Source organism: Leifsonia sp. McL0627, assembly GCF_058244615.1.
In genome coordinates this window covers 214,556-233,730 of the sequence record NZ_JBZCGM010000006.1, presented here as the reverse complement: position 1 = coordinate 233,730, position 19,175 = coordinate 214,556, and the positions used below count along the sequence as shown (strand labels likewise).

The following is a 19,175-nucleotide window of genomic DNA, read 5'->3' as shown; positions in this document are numbered from 1 at the left end:
CTCTCACGCGGCCCGCCGGTGGGGCGTCAGCCCTTGACGGAGATCTGACTCAGGGTCGGGAACATCATTCCGGTCACGGGGGTGATGGAGATGTTCGAGGTGGAGACGTAGCTGTTGTTCGCCTGGTACCAGACGTCGAACCACGCCTTGCCGGTCACGAGCGTGTTCAGTTTCTCGATCTCGGCGGTCTGCTTGCTCGGGTCTGCGGCCAGGACCTTCTCGACCTGGGCCTGCACATCCGGGAACTGGTCGACCTGCGGCGTCGGGTTGAACCACTGCGGCAGGTTGATCATGCGCTGCACCGTCGCGACCGGGTTCGAGTCCATCGCGAGGAAGGAGACGAACATCGGGTACGTCGGTGCGTTCTTCTGGTAGTCCATGTACTGCATGTCGTCCCAGGTGACCTTGATGCCAAGCTGGCCGAAGGTCTGGTCGACGACCGGCTGCCAGACCTGGAACACCTGCGACATCGGCATGTGCAGCTCGAAGCCGTTGGCGTAGCCGGCGTCGGCGAGGAGCGACTTGGCCTTGTCGATACTGAACTTGTATTTGCTGTTCAGGCTCTTCAGGTTGCCGGGGGTGCCGTCCGGGAAGACCTGGTTGGACACCGCTCCCGCTCCACTGCCGACCGACTTGAGGATGCTCGCGCCGTCGAACGCGTAGTTCAGCGCCTGGCGCACCTTCTCGTTGCCGAGCGGCTTGAACTTCTCACCGGCGCGGTCGGTGAACTGCAGCCCGACCCAGCCGGAGACCTTGGCCGCGACGTTCCAGTTGTTCTCCTTGGCCTGCTTGAGCGCGGTGTCGTCTGCGTAGTTCACGTTGATCTGACCGGAGGCCATCGCGTTGTCGCGGGCCGTCGCATCCTGGATCGGGTAGATCGCCAGCGGGTCGAACGGGAACTGCTTCGCGTCCCAGTGGTTCGCGACCTTCTTGAAGTGGTACTCGGAGCCGGCGACGCTCGACGTCTCCAGCGTGTACGGGCCGGAGCCTTCGGGGGTCTTCGCGAGCGTCCCGGCCGCGATGGCCTTGGGCGCCATCATCCAGCTGCGGCCGATGCCCATGAAGTAGAGCAGGGTGTCGTCGCGCTTGGTGAGGTCGATCTCCAGGGTCTTGGCGTCGACCGCCACGAACTTCGAGACGCTCTGGTATGCCTCGCCGGAGCGTGCGCCCTTCTTCAGATAGTCGAGGCTCTTCACCGCTGCTGCCGCGTCGAAGGCCTCGCCGTCGCTGAACTTCACGCCGGTGCGGAGGGTCATGGTGACCTTCAGGAAGTCGTCGGAGACCTTCCAGGAGGTGGCGAGCGCGGGGGTGGGCTTGCCGTCGCCGTCGACGCTGACCAGCGGGTCGTAGACCGCCGACAGGTACGGGCCGTCGAATCCGATGTCGGCGAGGGACGGGTCCCAGCTGGTCACATCGGCGAAGTTCCCGATGTTGAGCGGGCCACCGGCGGCGCCGGTCGTCGTCTTCGTGTCGCTTCCCCCGGAGCCGCATGCGGTCAACGCAAGCGCGGTCACGGCGGCTACGGCCACCGCGATCATTGCTTTCTTCATGTCTTCTTCTCTCGGTTGGCAAGGCAGGAGGTAATTCGTCGAACGCTGCGCAGGCGTACGACACAGCAGTTACTGATCCGGTCGTCAACCGAGGTTGGCTACACATCGCTGTGTCGTGGCGGTAATTCTACAGTTGTTGACAAGAAAAACAACCTGTGGAGAAAAACGGGGTGAGACGAGCTTTTCACGACTCGTCCCGTCCGCGAAATCGCGAAGATGTACGGGATGATATACGATTCCCCCATGGCCGCCCCCGCGGGCGGAACCTCCGACGACGAAGGGACCGACAGGTGCTGGAAGACTCGACAATCCACGCGATCGCGGACGAACTGGCGGCCGCAGAGCGCGACAGAGGCACGGTCCCCCTGCTCACCGCGCGACACCCGGAGATGACCGTCGAAGACTCGTACGCGGTCCAGAACGTATGGAAGGACCGCGGCATCGCCGCCGGCCGCCGGCTCGTCGGCCACAAGATCGGCCTCACCTCCAAAGTGATGCAGCAGGCCACCGGGATCACCGAACCGGACTACGGGGTGATCTTCGACGACATGGTGTTCGAGACCGGAGCCGTCATCCCGTTCGACGCGTACTCCAACGTGCGCATCGAAGTCGAACTCGCCTTCGTCCTCGGCGAAGCGCTGACCGGCCCGCACTGCACGCTCTACGACGTGCTCGACGCCACGAAGTACGTCGTGCCCGCCCTCGAGATCCTCAGCTCGCGCATCGAGATGGCCGGCCGAACCATCGTCGACACCATCTCCGACAACGCCGCGATGGGCGGCATGGTCGTCGGCGGCCGCCCGGTGGCCGTGGATGCGGTCGACCTGCGCTGGGTGTCCGCCCTCCTTTACCGAAACGAGACCATCGAGGAGTCCGGCGTCGCCGCCGCGGTCCTCAACCACCCGGCATCCGGCGTCGCCTGGCTCGCGAACAAGCTCGCGGCCCACGGCACGACGCTGGAAGCCGGCGAGATCGTCCTCGCCGGATCGTTCACCCGCCCGATGTGGGTGGAGCGCGGCGACACCGTCCATGCAGACTACGGAACCCTGGGAGCCATCACATGCCGATTCGTCTAGACGCCACCCCCACGCTCGCCGATCGGCTGCGCACCGCCACCCGGCCGCAGTTCGGCATCTGGTCGTGCTCGGGCAGCGCCCTCGTCGCAGAGATCTGTGCTGGTGCTGGACTCGACATCGTGCTCATCGATGCCGAGCACTCCCCCACCGGCCTCGAATCGATCCTGGCGCAGTTGCAGGCCGTCGCCGCGTATCCGGTCTCCCCGCTGGTGCGGGCGCCGATCGGCGACACGGTGATCGTCAAGCAGCTGCTCGACCTCGGAGCGCAGAACCTGCTCATCCCGATGGTGAACAGCGCAGAACAGGCCGCCGCGATGGTCGCCGCCGTCCGCTACCCGCCCGCCGGAGTGCGCGGTGTCGGCAGCTCGCTCGCCCGCTCGGCCCGCTGGAACAGGATCGACGACTACCTGGCCCGCGCCGACGGCCTGGTCTCGTTGTACGTTCAGATCGAGACAGTGGATGCGCTGGCCGCGGTCGCCGAGATCGCTGCGGTGGACGGCGTGGACGGCCTGCTCGTCGGGCCGGCCGACCTGGCAGCCTCGATGGGGCTGCTCGGCCAGCAGACGCATCCGGACGTGGTCGCCGCCGTCGAGACGGCCATCGCCGCCGGTGTTGCGGCGGGCAAGCCGGTCGGCGTGAACGCGTTCGACCCGGCCGCCGCCGACCGCTACCTGGCCGCCGGCGCCCGCTGGGTGCTGGTCGGCGCCGACGTCGCCCTGCTGGCGCGGGCGTCCGAGGGCCTCGCCGACCGGTTCATCGGGGGCGGCTCCGACACCGTCCGCACGAGCTACTGATCCGCTCTGGCGAACCATTCACGGATCGTATACAATCTCAGATACAGTCCCCGATGACGAGGAGAACCATCCCGTGAGCGACATCAGCCGCCCAGGCAAGATCATCGCCGTGCACCTGAACTACCGTTCCCGTGCAGCGCAGCGCGGACGCACGCCCGCCACGCCCTCCTACTTCTTCAAGCCGGCCTCCTCCGTCTCCGCCTCCGGCGCGGACCTCGAACGCCCGGCGGGCACCGAACTGCTCGCCTTCGAGGGCGAAATCGCGCTGATCATCGGGCGCACGACCCGCCGCGTCTCCCCCGAGGACGGCTGGGCAGCCGTCTCCGGTGTCACAGCGGCGAACGACTTCGGCGTCTACGATCTGCGCGCGGCCGACAAGGGCTCCAACGTCCGCTCCAAGGGCGGCGACGGCTTCACCCCGCTCGGCCCCGGCGTCATCGCGGCCTCCGCCGTCTCCCCGGACGCGCTCCGCGTGCGCACCTGGCTGAACGGCGAACTGGTGCAGGAGGGCACGACCGACGACCTGCTCTTCCCGTTCGGCCAGCTCGTCGCCGACCTCTCCCAGCTGCTCACGCTCGAACCGAGCGACGTCGTCCTCACCGGAACCCCGGCCGGATCGTCCGTGACGCAACCCGGCGACGTGGTCGAGGTCGAGGTCGACGCGCCCACCGCTCCGGAGGCGCCGAGCACCGGCCGCCTCGTCACCCGCATCACCGAGGGCACCGTCCCGTTCGGCGACTTCGGCACCAAGCCGGCGGTCGACGACCTGCAGCGGTCGGAGGCGTGGGCTACTCCTCCTGTTCCCCCGGCTGCCCCGTTCGTCCTGACCGACGAACTCCGCGCCACACTCGCCAGCGTCTCCACGGCCACCCTCAGCTCCCAGCTCCGCAAGCGCGGGCTGGACAACGTCTCCATCGACGGCCTCACCTCCACCCGGCCGGACACGAAACTGGTCGGGCGCGCCAAGACGCTCCGCTACCTCCCGAACCGCGAAGACCTGTTCGCGTCGCACGGAGGCGGGTACAACGCGCAGAAGCGCGCGTTCGACGCCCTCGGCCCCGGCGACGTCCTCGTCATCGAGGCCCGCGGCGAGCGCGGCAGCGGCACCGTCGGCGACGTCCTCGCGCTCCGCGCCCAGGTGACCGGCGCCGCGGGCATCGTCACCGACGGCGGCGTGCGCGACCTCGCCATCGTCGCCGCCCTCGACATCCCCACCTACCACTCCGGCGGGCACCCCGCCGTCCTCGGCCGCAAGCACGTGCCGTGGGATGCGGACATCACCGTCGCCTGCGGCGGCGCGGCCGTGCAGCCCGGCGACGTGATCGTCGGGGACGCGGACGGCCTGATCGTCATCCCGACCGGACTGGTCGAGGAGGTCGCCGCCGATGCGGTCGCCCAGGAGCGCGAAGAGGAGTTCATTGCCGAGCAGGTCGCTGCCGGTGAGAAGATCGACGGCCTGTTCCCGATGAACGCCGCATGGAAGGACAGGTACCGCGCGTGGCTGACACAGCAGTAGGAAGCGCCAAGACGGCGACGCCGAGCAAATCCCAGCTCGCGTACGACTGGATCAGGCAGCGCATCGACGACGGCAGGTACGTGTCCGGTTTCCGGCTCGTGCTCGGCCAGATCGCCGGGGAGCTCGACATCAGCGTCGTGCCCGTGCGCGAGGCGATCCGCCGGCTGGAGGCCGAAGGGCTGGTGACGTTCGAGAAGAACGTCGGAGCGCAGGTCGCCCTGCTCCAGGACACCGAGTACACGTACACGATGGAGACCCTCGCCCTGGTCGAGGGCGCCGCGACGCAGCTGTCCGCTCCCCTGCTGAACGGCGACCATCTCCACCGCGCCAGGTCGATCAACCGCGAGATGATCGCGTGCCTCGACGACTTCATCCCGCACCGGTTCACGCAATTGAACAAGGACTTCCACTCCGTGCTGTTCGAGGAGTGCCCGAACCCGCACATCCTGGATCTGGTGCACCGCGGCTGGAACCGCCTGAACGTGCTGCGCGACTCCACCTTCGGGTTCGTGCCTGGCCGCGCCCGCGAGTCCGTCGCGGAGCACGAGCAGATCCTGACGCTCATCGAGCAGGGCGCCGAGCCCCTGGAGATCGAGCTGGCCGCCCGGCGCCACCGCCTGGCGACCCTGGATGCCATGCAGCACTACCAGGACGAGCACAAGCACCCCCAGCACTGACCGATCCACGCGTACCACCGACCCATCACCACGCCGAAGGAGGCGCGCATCATGGCGCAGCACTACATCCCGGAGAACCTGCCGGACACCATCCAGCACTTCATCGACGGCCGGTTCGTCGACAGCGTCTCAGGCAAGACCTTCGACGTGCTCGACCCCGTGTCGAACCAGACGTACGTCACCGCGGCCGCCGGTCAGAAGGAGGACATCGACCTCGCCGTCGCCGCAGCGACCCGCGCGTTCACCGACGGCCCGTGGCCGCGCATGAAGCCGCGTGAGCGCGCCCGCATCCTGAACCGCATCGCCGACGCCGTCGAAGCCCAGGATGCACGCCTCGCCGAACTGGAGACGTTCGACACCGGCCTCCCCATCACCCAGGCGCTCGGGCAGGCCCAGCGTGCTGCGGAGAACTTCCGGTTCTTCGCCGACCTGATCGTCGCCCAGGCCGACGACGCGTTCAAGGTGCCCGGCTCGCAGCTCAACTACGTGAACAGGAAGCCGATCGGCGTCGCCGGTCTCATCACGCCGTGGAACACGCCGTTCATGCTGGAGAGCTGGAAACTCGCCCCCGCCCTCGCCTCCGGTTGCACCGTCGTGCTCAAGCCCGCCGAGTTCACCCCACTGTCCGCAAGCCTGTGGGCGGAGATCTTCCGCGGCGCAGGAGTCCCGGACGGCGTCTTCAACCTCGTCAACGGTCTCGGCGAGGAGGCTGGCGACGCGCTGGTGAAGCACCCGGACGTCCCGCTCATCTCGTTCACCGGCGAGAGCCGCACGGGCCAGCTGATCTTCGGCAACGCCGCGCCGTTCCTCAAGGGCCTGTCGATGGAGCTCGGCGGCAAGTCCCCCGCCGTCGTCTTCGCCGACGCCGACCTCGACGCCGCGATCGACTCGACCCTGTTCGGCGTGTTCTCGCTGAACGGCGAGCGCTGCACCGCCGGCAGTCGCATCCTGGTCGAGCGGAGCATCTACGACGACTTCTGCGCCCGCTACGCCGCCCGCGCCCAGAACATCATCGTCGGCGACCCGCACGACCCGAAGACCGAGGTCGGCGCGCTCGTCCACCCCGAGCATTACGACAAGGTGATGAGCTACGTCGAGATCGGCAAGCAGGAGGGCCGCCTGCTCGCGGGAGGCGGGCGCCCGGAGGGCTTCGACACCGGCAACTACGTCGCGCCCACCGTGTTCGCGGACGTGGCGCCGGAGGCACGGATCTTCCAGGAGGAGATCTTCGGCCCTGTCGTCGCGATCACCCCGTTCGACAGCGACGAGGAGGCTCTTGAGCTCGCGAACGGCGTCCGTTACGGCCTCGCCGCCTACCTCTGGACCAGCGACCTCAAGCGCGCACACACCTTCGCCCAGAACATCGAGGCCGGGATGGTGTGGCTCAACTCGCACAACGTCCGCGACCTGCGCACCCCGTTCGGCGGCGTGAAGGCGTCCGGCCTCGGCCACGAGGGCGGCTACCGCTCGATCGACTTCTACACCGACCAGCAGGCCGTGCACATCACGCTCGGCGCGGTGCACACCGCGCGCTTCGGCGCCAACTGACCCTCACTGCACTCACCCCAACTGCACTCACCCCCTCAACGAAGAGAAAGCGAACCACCCCGATGTCCACCGACTTCATCCCCACCCCCACGGCGACCCCGCCGGACATCCTCCGCTGCGCGTACATGGAGCTCGTCGTCACCGACCTGGCGGCCAGCCGCGACTTCTACGTCGACGTGCTCGGCCTCGTCGTCACGGAGGAGGACGAGAACGCGGTCTACCTGCGCAGCTTCGAGGAGTTCATCCACCACAACCTGGTGCTCCGCAAGGGACCGATCGCCGCCGTCGCCGCCTTCGCCTACCGCGTCCGCACCCCGGAAGACCTGGACCGCGCCGTCGAGTTCTACACCGAGCTCGGCTGCCGCGTCGAGCGCCGCGCCTCCGGGTTCACCCAGGGCGTCGGCGACAGCGTCCGCGTCGAGGACCCGCTCGGCTTCCCGTACGAGTTCTTCTACGACGTGCAGCACGTCGAACGTCTCGCCTGGCGCTACGACCTCTACACGCCGGGCGCGCTGGTCCGTCTCGACCACTTCAACCAGGTGACGCCGGACGTCCCGCGCGCCGTCAAGTACATGGAAGACCTCGGCTTCCGCGTCACAGAGGACATCCAGGACGAAGCCGGCACCACTTATGCCGCCTGGATGCGCCGCAAGCCCACCGTGCACGACACCGCCATGACCGGCGGCGACGGTCCCCGGATGCACCACGTCGCGTTCGCCACGCACGAGAAGCACAACATCATCGCCATCTGCGACAAGCTCGGCGCCCTCCGCCGCAGCGACGCGATCGAGCGCGGGCCCGGCCGTCACGGCGTCTCGAACGCGTTCTACCTGTACCTGCGCGACCCCGACGGCCACCGTGTCGAGATCTACACCCAGGACTACTACACCGGCGACCCGGACAACCCCGTGGTCACCTGGGATGTGCACGACAACCAGCGCCGCGACTGGTGGGGCAACCCCGTGGTTCCGTCCTGGTACACCGACGCGTCCCTCGTCCTCGACCTCGACGGCAACCCCCAGCCGCTGACGGCCCGCACCGACGACTCCGAGCTGGAGGTCACCATCGGCGCCGACGGCTTCTCCTACACCCGCGAGGGCGACATCGCCGCCGGCTTCAAGCTCGGAGCCCAGGTCTAGCCCCGTCCTCCCTCCCCCCGGTCCCCCAGCAATCGAGTCGGGACTTATGTACGCGACACGCCAGCGTGTCGCGTACATAAGTCCCGACTCGATTGTTTCGGGGGTGGCACGGATGCGCGGAGGGTGGGGCAGGAGTTGGCTGGTCGCGACAACGCCGACCTCCGCCGACGCTGCACCACACGATCGGAGCGGAAATCATGGGCTGGATCACCCGAAACCTCACCGCCCGCACAGCGGGCACCCCTCTCGCGGTCTACGAACCGACCGCCTACCTGTTCGCGCAGTTCACCAGACACGTCGTCTTCCAGGGCTTCACCGACGACGGCGGCGACAACGGGCACCTCTACGAGCTGTACTGCTCCAACAGTGACGACTGGAGCGTCAAAGACCTGACCAGCGAGGCAGGTGCACCGGGCGTCGCGACCATCGCCAACGGCTACATCTTCGCCACCGAGGGCTCGCAGCACATCGTCTACCAGGGCATCCGGTTCGACGGCCACGTGCACGAGTTGTGGTGGGCCGGTGACGGCTGGCAGCACAACGACCTCACCGATGCGGCCCAATCCGTACGCACCCAGTCGGCGCCGTACGGGTTCGAGACGCACTACAACGGCACCCAGCGCGTGGTCTACCGCGGGACGGACTCGCACATCCACCAGCTGTCGAACAGCACCAACGGCTGGCACGCCATCGACCTCGATGCCGCGACCGGCAGCCCGGAGACGGCCGCCATCGCCGCGCCGACCGGATACTCGTTCGAGACGCAGGGCACGGCGCACGTCCTCGCACGCACCGAGGCGGGCCACATCCTCGAATACTGGCAGGATGCGTCGGCCTGGCACTGGAACGATCTCACCGAGGCCGCCGGGGCGCCTCCCACCGGCGGCTGCGACATCGTGCGGGGCTATGTGCTCCGCGGCGACGGCACACAGCACGTGAACTACGTCGGCATCGACCAGCACGTCAACGAGCTGTGGTGGGATGCGACCGGCTGGCACCACAACGACCTCACGGCCTCCACCGGGGCGTCGCTCGCAGCACTCGGTTCGCACCCGTTCGGCTACGCGTTCGAGTCGCAGCCCCGTCAGCCGATCGCGACGCAGCATGTCGTCTACCGCGGCAAGGACGAATACATCCATGAGCTGTGGTGGGATGCGACGGGCTGGCATGTGAACGAACTGACCTCGGCGGCCGCGCAATCGTTCGCGAGCAACAGCGATGTCCAGGCGTTCGTCGAGCCGGACAACGCGAGTCAGAACGTGTACTACCAGTCCGACGCGCACGAGATCATCCAGCTGCGCTGGACACCCTGAAGGGACCTCAGAGCTCCACGTCGGCCGCGGCCACGACGTCGAAGTTCTGGTCGGGGTAGCGCAGCCCGGAGAAGTACAGGTTCGTGTGCGCGATGATCTGCTCGGCGGTGATGCGCACCCCGTCCCACTCCGCGTCCGTCGTGGTGTGGGCGTCGCCGACCAGAGTGACGTCGTATCCGCGCACGGCGGCGCTCTGCGTCGTGGTGCGGATGCAGTAGTCCGACTGTGCGCCTGCGACGACGATGCGGGTCACGTCGAGGTCGTCGAGCAGGTCGTCCAGGCCGGTGCCCGCGAAGGAGTCGCGGTGCGTCTTGCGCACCAGCGGCTCTCCCAGCGCGCGCGAGAGTCCGTCGGCCAGCCCCCACTCCGGGCTGCCGTGCGCGAAGTCGCCCTCGTCCTGCACCCAGACGATCGGCACACGTGCGTCCCTGGCCCGGTCGACGAGCGCTGCGGTGCGGCGCACGACCCCGTCGGCGTCGAAGCAGTCGGCGATCACCCCGCGCTGCAGGTCGATGACGAGGAGGACGGCGGGACTCTCTGATGCGTGCACTCCTTCATCCTGCCGCACGGCTCCGACACCCCAGCGGGATGCGGCTCCCCGCTCAGTCGTCCGAGGGCCGCCCGCCGCCTACCGCGTTTTCCCGCCGTTCGACTCTGCGCCGTTCGACTCTGCGCCGATCGGCGAGGTGCGCCTCGCCGAGCACGTCCAGGACGCGATCGGTCGTCGCGACGCCCGGATTCACGATCGACACCCAGCCGTATGCGCCGTACAGCGGATGCGGGAGGAACACGTCCGTCGCGCCGTAGTCCACCTCCTCACCGCCGATCGACTCCGGCGGATAGCCGAGGAGCGCAGCGAACGCCGCCGCACCGACGTGGATGTTCAGCCGCTGCCGATCGGGCGCATCCAGTCGTGAGGCGGTGTCGTCCGGATAGTCCTTGGTGATGATGGTCGCGTACGGCTGCCGGTTGGTCGGCACCTCGCCGTCCGGCGCGTAGTAGAAGTAGTGGTCGCCCCACGAGATCTCCGGGTGCCCGCTGCCCGCTCCGGGAGCGAGCTCCAGCACGCCGTCGTAGCCTCTGAGCTCCGTCAGGATCCGTTCCATCGTCATGTCTCCAGTCTGCCCCTGCGTCGCCCTGCTCGGCTAGAACGTCTCCACGTACTCCTCCTCCGGCCCCAGCTCCGGTCCGTCGAGGAACTCGATGCGGTCGCCCGAGTGTTCCAGTTCGAGCACCGTCACTGTGTTCGCGCCGTCGACGAGCAGCGGCGCCGGGACGTACAACGTGACCTGCGGGCCGATCTCCCAGTACCGGCCGAGCAGGAACCCGTTCACCCACACGAATCCCTTGCCGAAGCCGGGGAGTGCGAGGAACGCGTCGGCTCTCTCGCCGTCGCCGAGCACGAACCGCGCCGTCGAGAATCCGGCAGCACCTGCCTCCTGCGCACGCCCGGCGCTCACGCGCCGCTCGACCTCCTCCGCCGGCCATTCGTCCAGCGGCAGCGCGCGCGCAGTCCAGCCGTGCACCAGCCGCCTGCCGATCTGCACGCCGCCCAGGATGCCCTTGCCCTGCCCGAGCAGCGGCCCATAGTTGATGCGCCCCTGGTTCTCCACCAGAAGCTGGAGCTCAACCGTTTCCCCCGCGCCGCGAACGCTCACCGAGCCGTCGGCGTCCAGCGTGCCGCAGAGCACACCGTCGACGAACACCTGCGCGCGGTCGTGCAGCCCCCGCACCGTGATCGTGTTCTCCCCGCGCGGCAGCACGGGCGTCGCCCGGTACAGCACCAGCCCGGAGGCGATCCCCAGTTCCTCGAAGCTGGGCGGCACCACGGTCGTCGCCGTGACCGCAACCGCGGCGAGCGCGTCGAGCAGTCCGGCGCCCGGTTCGGCGACGACCGTGCGCGGCGACAGGATGCGCGGGTCGGCGGGCACAGGAGGCAGCACTCCCCCGCGCACGGCCGCGAACCGCGACCTGAACGTGTGGAACTTCTCGGTGATCGCCCCGTGCTCCGCCACCGGCGCATCCGAGTCGTAGCTCGTGATGGTCGGCTGCAACCTGCCGTCGTGGTTGGCTCCGGCCCACAGCCCGAAGTTGGTGCCGCCGTGCGCCATGTACAGACTGACCGAGCCGCCCGCATCCAGGATCTCGTCGAGCGTCGCGGCCGCGCTCGGCACCGTTCGCACGTGGTGCAGCTCGCCCCAGTGGTCGAACCAGCCGTTCCAGAACTCGGCGCAGAGGAAGGGTTCGCCGTCGCGCCGCGAGCGCAGCAGTCGCGACGCCTCCGCCGCACGCGACCCGAAGGTCGCCGTGGCCAGCACCCCGGGGATGCTTCCCCCGTCGAGCATGAGGTCCGTCGGCCCGTCGGCGGTGTACAGCAGCTCGGTCACGCCGCGTTCGACCAGCGCGTCGCGCAGCCAGCTCAGGTAGCCGGCATCGTCGCCGTAGCTGCCGTACTCGTTCTCCACCTGCACGGCCACGATCGGGCCGCCGTTGGACGCCTGCAAGTGCGCCAGGCGCGGGATGAGGTCGTCGAACCAGGCGGAGACGGCGGCCAGGAACGACGGCTCCGAGCTGCGCGAGCGCATCCCGACCCTGCCGGTGAGCCACGCGGGCAGGCCGCCGTTGTCCCACTCCGCGCAGATGTACGGTCCCGGCCGCACGATCACGTCGAGGCCGGCCTCGCCGGCCAGCCGGACGAACGCCTCCAGGTCGCGCCAGCCGTCGAACGACGCCGGACGGCCGGCGTGCGTCTGGTGGAAGTTCCACGCCACATACGTGTCGACCGTGTTCAGACCGAGAGCGGCCAGCCGCTCCAGCCTGTCCCTCCACTGCTCCGGATGCACGCGGAAGTAGTGCATGGACCCGGACAGCACCGTGTGCGGCTCACCGGCGCGCAGCAGCGTGCCGTCCTCGTAACTCAGCACCGCCGCAGTCGACGTCGCGACCGTCACTTGACCGCTCCCGCCGTCATCCCCGCCCGCCAGAACCGCTGCAGCGCCAGGAACGCGATGATCAGCGGCACCACGGAGACCAGCGAGCCGATCACCACGAGCGGCGGCGGCACGGCGACGTGGCTCGCGTTCCAGCCGACCAGGCCCACCGTCACCGGCTGCATGTGGTCGTCGCCGAGCACCATCGCGGGAAGCAGGTAGTTGTTCCAGATGTCCACGAACTGGAACAGGAAGATCGTCACCAGGGCCGGCAGCATCATCTTGGTGGAGATGGCGCGGAAGATGCGGAACTCGCTCGCGCCGTCGAGCCGCCCGGCCTCGATCACCTCGTCCGGCACCGACTGGGCGGCGAACACGCGCGCCAGGTACACGCCGAACGGGCTGACGATGCTCGGCAGCAGCACGGCGAGCGGGTTGTTGATCAGGTGCACCCCGGAGAACATCAGGTAGAGCGGCAGGGTGAACAGGATCTTCGGCACGAGCACCGCGGCCAGGATCACGCCGAACGCCGCACCCCGGCCGGGGAAGTCGTACTTCGCCAGCGCATACCCGCCCATCGCGGAGAGGACCGTGCCGATCGCAGCGCCGACGCCGCAGTAGAGCAGGCTGTTGAGCATCCACTGCCAGAAGATGCCGTCGTTCTGGGCGGTGAGGCGCGCGAGGTTGTCGAACAGGCCGAACCCGTCGAACCAGAGGCCGCTGCCGGAGAACTGCTCACCGAACGGCTTGGTCGCCGCGACCAGCAGCCACCACAGCGGGAAGAGGAAGTAGACGGTGGAGAGCGCGAGGAGCACCATCACGACCGTGCGGCTGAGCTGGCTGGTGTCCCTCCTGCTCCGGATGCCGCGGGTGCTCCGGATGCCCCGGGCGCTCCGGGTGCCGCGAGTGCTGAGGACGGTCACGCCTTCTCTCCTTTGCTGGTGAGGCGGAAGAACACGAACGAGATCACGCCGACGAGCACCGCGAGGATGACCGACTGCGCCGCCGCATACGGATAGTTGCCCGCCCCGACCGCGGCCTGCGCCGACATGATCGGGGTGAAGGTGGACGAGACGGAGCCGCCCGAGATGGGCTGCAGCACCGTCGGCTCGTTGTAGAGCTGCGCAGAGCCGATGATCGAGAAGACGGCGGTGAGCACGATCGCGCTGCGAACCATCGGGATCTTCACGCTCCACGCCGTGCGGAACGCGGAGGCGCCGTCGAGCTTCGCTGCCTCCAGCACTTCGGCCGGGATGGACTGCAACGCCGCGTAGATGATGATCATGTTGTAACCAGTCCAGCTCCAGGTGACGATGTTCGCCACCGACCACAGCACCGTGCCGTCGTCGAAGAACGGCAGCTGGATGCCCAGCGGTTCGAGCAGGTGGTTGATCGGGCTCGACGTCGTCGAGTACATGAACGACCAGACCAGGGCGGCACTCACGCCAGGGATCGCATACGGCAGGAAACTCGACAGGCGGAAGAAGCCCTTGCCACGTGCAGACTTCGAGTCGATCAGCAGCGCGAGCGCGAGCGCCAGGCCGAGCATGAGCGGCACCTGCACTACGCCGAACAGGGCGACGCGGCCGAGCGACGCCACGAAGTCCGGGTCGGAGAACGCGTGCGCGTAGTTCGCGAACGGATCGAACACCTGCGTCGGAGCGGTGAGGCCGAGGCCGGAGCGCTTCACCGTGAACAGGCTGCTGACGAACGCGTAGACGATCGGGGCGATGTACATCCCCAGGAAGAGCACGAAGAACGGCCCGAGGAAGAGCAGCGGAGCGCGCCAGTCGAACGAGCGGCGCGTGCGCGCCCGTCCGCGCCCGCGCCCGGTTGGCGGCGGCGGCGCGCTGGTGGCGGTGGTCGCTCGATGCTCGGCGACGGCCAGGTCGGTCACGGTTCCTTCTCTCCGCACGCCGGATGCGCGTGCTCCTCCACGAAGGGATGCGGCGGGCCGTCGTCGTGACCGGCCCACCGCATCCATCGGTTGCTACTCGGAGACCTTCAGGCCCTGCTTCTTCAGCTCGGCCACGGTCTTGTCCTGCGCGGTCTTCAGCGCGTCGGCGATGGTGCCCTGACCCGCCCACGCCTTGCCGAGACCGTCGTCGAGGTCGGCGGCGGTCTTGGTCATGACCGGTCCCCAGGTCCAGTCCTGGTTGACCTGCGGCGCCGCCTTCGCGAACACGTCGAAGATCTTCTGGCCGCCGAAGTACGGGTCGCCCTCTGACAGCGCAGGCAGGTCGGTGAGCGCGGTGGCGGCCGGGTAGAGGCCCGCCTTCTGCACCAGCGTGTTGTACGTGGTCTTGTCGGTGCTCAGCCAGTGCGCGAACTCCCACGCCGCCTCGGGCGTCTTGCAGCCCTTCAGCACCGCCGTCGCCGATCCTCCGGCGTTGCCGACCTGGTCGTCGCCCGCCTTCCACTGCGGCATCGGGGCAACAGCCCACTTGCCGGAGCCGTCGGCCGCGCCGCCCTTGATCACGCCCGCCTGCCAGACCGCGCCGACGACGGTGGCGATGCTGCCGTCGCCGAGACCGGTGTACCAGGCCTGGTCGTACATCGGGGCGCTGCTGATCAGGCCTTCGAAGACGAGGCTCTGCCAGTAGTCCGCGACCTTCACGTTGGCGTCGGAGGCCATCGAGACCTTCCAGGCGTCACCGTCGACGGAGAACCACTTCGCGCCGGTCTGCCAGGCGAATCCGGCGTAGTCGTAGTCGAGGTACGGCGAGGAGATGAACTTCTTCGGGTCGGAGGCGTGGATCTTCTCCGCGTCCGCCTTGTACTCGTCCCAGGTGGTGGGGGCGGCGAGGCCGAGCGAGTCGAACAGCTCCTTGTTGTAGAACAGGCCCATCGGGCCGGTGTCGACGGGGGCGCCGTAGACGGCGTCGCCGATGCTCACGGAGCTCCACGCGGCCGGCTGGAAGTCCTTTTTGTCATCGTTCGCATACTGCGACACGTCGTCGAGCGCGCCCTGCGCCGCGAAGCTCGGCAGGGTCTCGTAGCCGACCTGTGCGAGGCACGGCGCGTTGTTCGCTGTGACCGCGTTGAGCATCTTCTGGTAGCCGCCCTTGGAGCCGGGCTGCACCTCCTGGTACTTCACCGTCACATCCTTGTGCGATGCGTTGAAGGCCTTGACTGCGTCGGCGTAGCCGGGCGCCCAGCCCCAGAACGTCACGGTCGCCGGACTCGCTTCGCTCGAGCCGGAGGTGCCTGAGCACCCGGCGAGCGACATCAGACCGAGCGCGACCGCCCCCGCCGCGCCCGCCAAACGGATTGCTGCTGACTTCTTCACTGCCTCTCCTTTGATCACAGACCCCTCAGCGGGTTCGAGAAGTGAGTGTCGCACAGAATTGATAGCGATAACAACATGAGTAACCAAATTGATCGAAACCACCGGGAAACTGCGCGAATACGCAGATGCGCCCGCTATCATCGAGACCATGAGCAACGCCGACGTCCGGGATGCAGCAGCGAAGCCACCGGGAACGGCGGCCAAGCCGCCGGGCATGACCGACGTCGCGCGGATGGCCGGCGTCTCCGCCCAGACCGTCTCCCGCGCCCTCAGCGGGCACCCCAACGTGCAAGAGAAGACCCGCGCCAGGGTGCTCGCCGCCGTCGAACAGCTCGGTTACCGCAAGAACAAAGCGGCAGGGATCCTATCCTCCGGGCACAGCAGAACCATCGGCATCGTGCTGCTGCAGACAACCTCGTACTCGCGCATCGCCGTGACCTCCGGGCTGGAGCAGGCAGCCCGGGACGCCGGCTACGCGGTGAGCGCCGCCACGAGTCCGTCGCTGGAGCCCGTCGCAATCGAGGATGCGATGTCCAGGCTCGCCGAACAGAACGTCGAAGGCATCATCCTCGCGCTGCCGCTGATCCAGGTGACCCGCGGCATCGAAGAGCTCACCAAGGCCATCCCGACCATCACCATCGACGGCTCGCGCACCTCCACCACCGAGGTCGTCGCCGTCGACCAGTCGCAGGCGGCCAGGCTCGCGACCCAGCACCTGCTCGACCTCGGGCACGAGACCGTCTGGCACGTCTCCGGCCCCACCGAGTGGCTGGATGCGGTGAGCCGCAGCGAGGGCTGGCGCAGCACCCTCGACGCAGCGGGCATCGCTCCCCCGCCGGAGCTCAAAGGAGACTGGTCGCCGGCCTCCGGCTATCAGAACGGGCTGATCCTCGGCCGCATCCCGGACGTCACGGCGGTGTTCGTGTCGAGCGACGAGATGGCGTTCGGGGTGATCCGCGCCTTCCACGAGCTGGGCAAGCGCATCCCGGAGGACGTCTCGGTCATCGGCGTCGACGACATCGCCCTCGCCGAGTACTGCTCGCCCTCGCTCACGACCGTCGCGCAGCCGTTCGCCGAGATGGGCCGTCTCGCCGTCTCCCACCTCCTCCGCTACATCGCCGACCCGGCCACCACGCTCGCTCCCGCCTCCGTCGCCCCCCACCTCATCGTCCGCGCCTCCACCGCCCCGCCTCCCCCTCCCGCGCGCATCCCCTGACCCACTAGAGTGCGAGCGTGAGTATGCGACGGGTGGGGTCGGTCACTATTGCTGCGTTGGCTGTCGTCGCGATGGTCGGGTGCACGGCCTCGGCCGCGCCGTCCGCCACGCCGACAGCCGGGTCGAGCGGGCTGGGCACGGATCCAGGGGCAGACGCCGGGGTGCCGATCGCGGACGGCGCCATCGCCGCGGCCATCGAGCAGCTCCCGGCGCTCGCTGCCTCAACACTGTCGGCGTCCGGCGTTCCCGGACTCGCCGTCGGCGTCACCTACCAGGGCAAGACCGTCTTCGCCCAGGGCTACGGCGTCCGCAAGGTCGGCGAGAAGGAGCCCGTCGACGCCGACACCGTCTTCCAGCTCGCCTCCCTCTCGAAGCCGGTCGGCGCGACCGTCGTCGCCGACGAGGTGGGCAAGGGAACTGTGGCCTGGAACACCCCGGTGCAGACCCACCTCACCTCGTTCGAACTGGCCGACCCGTACGTGTCGACCCACGCGACCATCGCCGATCTCTACGCGCACCGCTCCGGCCTGCCCGACCACGCGGGCGACGACCTCGAAGAGCTCGGCTACGACCGCGCCGAGGTGCTCTCGCGCCTGCGTTATCTGCCGCTCGACCCGTTCCGGGCGCAGTGGACGTACACGAACTTCGGCATCACCGCCGCCGCGCAGTCGGTCGCCGACGCCGCCGGCACCGATTGGGAGTCGCTCTCGCAGAAGGACATCTACGGCCCGCTCGGGATGACCTCCACCAGCTCCCGCTTCTCCGACTACATCGCAAGGACCGACCGCGCCGTTCCGCACGTGCTCGTCGACGGCCAGTACGAGGCCAAGTACCAGCGGCAACCGGATGCGCAGTCTCCGGCCGGCGGCGTCAGCTCCTCCGTCAATGACATGACCAAGTGGATGGCCATGGTCCTCGACGGCGGGAAGTACGGCGGCCACAAGATCGTCGACCAGAAGGCGCTGCTCCCCGCGATCTCCCCGCAGATCGTCACCGGCCCGATCGCGAACGCCGAGACCAGGCCTGGCCAGTACGGCTACGGCTTCAACGTCGGCGTCGCCGCGTCCGGCCGCACCACCGTGAGCCATTCGGGCGCGTTCGCGCTGGGGGCGGGGACGACGTTCGTCCTGCTCCCGTCCGCCGACGTCGGCATCGTCGTGCTGGTCAACGCCGCGGCCGACGGCACGGCGGAGACGCTGGCCATGAAGTTCCTCGACCTGGTGCAGTACGGCAAGGCCCGCACCGACTGGGCCACCCTGTACCGGAACGGCTTCGCCCACATGAACGAGCCGATCGGCACCCTCGTCGGCCAGGCTCCGCCGGCCGATCCCACCCCCGCCGCGCCCCTCAGCGCCTACGTCGGCACCTACCAGAACCCGTACACGGGCCCGGCAACGGTCGCGGACACCGGAGGGACGCTCACCGTCACCCTCGGCCCGAAGAACACCGTCTATACGTTGAAGCACTGGACGGGCAACGAATTCGTCACCCCACTCGACTCCGAGAACGCACCAGCGGGCTCCGTCTCCTCGATCGCCTTCTCGCCACCCGCAGGCGGCAGGAGCGCCTCGTTCGTGTTCGAACGCTACGACGACGAGGGCGTCGGCACCTTCACCCGCTGACGCCGGCCGCTCCCGTGATCGTGTTCAGTGCGAGCACGATGCCGTCCTGGATGCTGCCGCACCGCCGGTCGCGGTCCGGCGGTTTCCGCGCGGGAGGGGCAGGATGGAGGTGTGGAACCCCTCGAAGTGGTGGCGGCCGTTCTCGTGCGCGACGGGCGCGTTCTCGCCTGCCGTCGCGCCCCGGGCAAAGACCAGGCCGGGCTGTGGGAGTTCCCCGGCGGCAAGGTCGAGCCCGGCGAGAGCCAGGAGGCCGCTCTGCTGCGGGAGATTCGCGAGGAGCTGGGCGTGGACATCCTGATCGGCGAGCTCCTCGACCGCAGCGTCACCACGTCGGCCGGCCGCGCGATCGATCTCGCCTGTTTCCGCGCAGAGCTCACCGGCGAGCCGCCGACGACCAGCACCGATCACGACGCCCTGCTCTGGGTTCGCACGACCGAACTCGCGGCGCTCGAGTGGGCGGCGGCGGATGTGCCTGCCGTGCAGATCCTGACGGCCTGACCACCGG

At 68.6% G+C, this 19,175-nt stretch carries 17 protein-coding genes; 10 read left to right on the top strand and 7 right to left on the bottom strand.

Translation table 11 applies throughout. From position 1 onward, the window contains the following. Positions 1 to 26: 26 nt before the first annotated feature. Positions 27 to 1,550, bottom strand: a complete 1,524-nt coding sequence (locus tag AC37TH_RS17125) for an ABC transporter substrate-binding protein (RefSeq protein ID WP_490765547.1) — start codon at positions 1,548 to 1,550, stop codon at positions 27 to 29. A 290-nt stretch (positions 1,551 to 1,840) separates the two neighbouring features. On the opposite strand from AC37TH_RS17125, the gene hpaH reads away from it, so the two are divergent. The 7 genes from hpaH to AC37TH_RS17090 all read left to right on the top strand — a co-directional run bounded on the left by hpaH (position 1,841) and on the right by AC37TH_RS17090 (position 9,613). Then, positions 1,841 to 2,626 carry a 2-oxo-hept-4-ene-1,7-dioate hydratase gene (gene hpaH / locus AC37TH_RS17120; protein ID WP_490765546.1) on the top strand — a complete coding sequence of 262 codons (786 nt, stop codon included), beginning with the start codon at positions 1,841 to 1,843 and terminating at the stop codon, positions 2,624 to 2,626. Next, positions 2,611 to 3,420: an aldolase/citrate lyase family protein gene (locus AC37TH_RS17115; protein WP_490765545.1), complete on the top strand. Its 810-nt coding sequence runs from the start codon at positions 2,611 to 2,613 to the stop codon at positions 3,418 to 3,420. Before hpaH ends, AC37TH_RS17115 begins: the two co-directional genes overlap by 16 nt. Positions 3,421 to 3,493: 73 nt before the next feature. Continuing rightward, on the top strand, positions 3,494 to 4,936 hold the full coding sequence (locus tag AC37TH_RS17110; protein ID WP_490765544.1) for a fumarylacetoacetate hydrolase family protein: 1,443 nt from the start codon (positions 3,494 to 3,496) through the stop codon (positions 4,934 to 4,936). Continuing rightward, a complete protein-coding gene (locus AC37TH_RS17105; protein ID WP_490765543.1) occupies positions 4,918 to 5,613 on the top strand; it encodes a GntR family transcriptional regulator in 696 nt (231 codons plus the stop codon). Before AC37TH_RS17110 ends, AC37TH_RS17105 begins: the two co-directional genes overlap by 19 nt. 51 nt (positions 5,614 to 5,664) lie before the next feature. Continuing rightward, positions 5,665 to 7,161, top strand: a complete 1,497-nt coding sequence (gene hpaE, locus AC37TH_RS17100) for a 5-carboxymethyl-2-hydroxymuconate semialdehyde dehydrogenase (protein ID WP_490765542.1) — start codon at positions 5,665 to 5,667, stop codon at positions 7,159 to 7,161. A 62-nt stretch (positions 7,162 to 7,223) separates the two neighbouring features. Continuing rightward, positions 7,224 to 8,300 (top strand): 3,4-dihydroxyphenylacetate 2,3-dioxygenase, encoded by a 1,077-nt coding sequence (gene hpaD / locus AC37TH_RS17095; RefSeq protein ID WP_490765541.1) that lies wholly within the window; start codon positions 7,224 to 7,226, stop codon positions 8,298 to 8,300. Positions 8,301 to 8,497: 197 nt separating this feature from the next. Beyond that, positions 8,498 to 9,613 (top strand): PLL family lectin, encoded by a 1,116-nt coding sequence (locus AC37TH_RS17090; RefSeq protein ID WP_490765540.1) that lies wholly within the window; start codon positions 8,498 to 8,500, stop codon positions 9,611 to 9,613. A 7-nt stretch (positions 9,614 to 9,620) separates the two neighbouring features. On the opposite strand, the gene AC37TH_RS17085 is transcribed toward AC37TH_RS17090, so the two are convergent. The 6 genes from AC37TH_RS17085 to AC37TH_RS17060 all read right to left on the bottom strand — a co-directional run bounded on the left by AC37TH_RS17085 (position 9,621) and on the right by AC37TH_RS17060 (position 15,832). Next, positions 9,621 to 10,163, bottom strand: a complete 543-nt coding sequence (locus AC37TH_RS17085; protein ID WP_490765539.1) for an isochorismatase family protein — start codon at positions 10,161 to 10,163, stop codon at positions 9,621 to 9,623. A gap of 52 nt (positions 10,164 to 10,215) precedes the next feature. After that, positions 10,216 to 10,725 (bottom strand): DUF6194 family protein, encoded by a 510-nt coding sequence (locus tag AC37TH_RS17080; RefSeq protein WP_490765538.1) that lies wholly within the window; start codon positions 10,723 to 10,725, stop codon positions 10,216 to 10,218. 33 nt (positions 10,726 to 10,758) lie between these two features. After that, positions 10,759 to 12,564: a glycoside hydrolase family 35 protein gene (locus AC37TH_RS17075; RefSeq protein ID WP_490765537.1), complete on the bottom strand. Its 1,806-nt coding sequence runs from the start codon at positions 12,562 to 12,564 to the stop codon at positions 10,759 to 10,761. After that, a complete protein-coding gene (locus AC37TH_RS17070) occupies positions 12,561 to 13,466 on the bottom strand; it encodes a carbohydrate ABC transporter permease (protein ID WP_490765536.1) in 906 nt (301 codons plus the stop codon). Before AC37TH_RS17070 ends, AC37TH_RS17075 begins: the two co-directional genes overlap by 4 nt. After that, positions 13,463 to 14,440, bottom strand: coding sequence for a carbohydrate ABC transporter permease (locus AC37TH_RS17065; protein WP_490765535.1), 978 nt, complete (start codon positions 14,438 to 14,440; stop codon positions 13,463 to 13,465). Before AC37TH_RS17065 ends, AC37TH_RS17070 begins: the two co-directional genes overlap by 4 nt. Before the next feature lie 93 nt (positions 14,441 to 14,533). Then, positions 14,534 to 15,832 (bottom strand): extracellular solute-binding protein, encoded by a 1,299-nt coding sequence (locus AC37TH_RS17060; RefSeq protein WP_490765534.1) that lies wholly within the window; start codon positions 15,830 to 15,832, stop codon positions 14,534 to 14,536. Between the two features lie 148 nt (positions 15,833 to 15,980). On the opposite strand from AC37TH_RS17060, the gene AC37TH_RS17055 reads away from it, so the two are divergent. The 3 genes from AC37TH_RS17055 to AC37TH_RS17045 all read left to right on the top strand — a co-directional run bounded on the left by AC37TH_RS17055 (position 15,981) and on the right by AC37TH_RS17045 (position 19,168). Further along, positions 15,981 to 17,048 (top strand): LacI family DNA-binding transcriptional regulator, encoded by a 1,068-nt coding sequence (locus AC37TH_RS17055; RefSeq protein WP_490765533.1) that lies wholly within the window; start codon positions 15,981 to 15,983, stop codon positions 17,046 to 17,048. 23 nt (positions 17,049 to 17,071) lie between these two features. Then, positions 17,072 to 18,670 carry a serine hydrolase gene (locus AC37TH_RS17050; RefSeq protein ID WP_490766080.1) on the top strand — a complete coding sequence of 533 codons (1,599 nt, stop codon included), beginning with the start codon at positions 17,072 to 17,074 and terminating at the stop codon, positions 18,668 to 18,670. Positions 18,671 to 18,781: 111 nt separating this feature from the next. After that, the gene (locus AC37TH_RS17045) at positions 18,782 to 19,168 is read left to right on the top strand and encodes a (deoxy)nucleoside triphosphate pyrophosphohydrolase (protein ID WP_490765532.1); all 387 of its coding nucleotides are present in this window, start codon (positions 18,782 to 18,784) and stop codon (positions 19,166 to 19,168) included. Positions 19,169 to 19,175 lie beyond the last annotated feature (7 nt).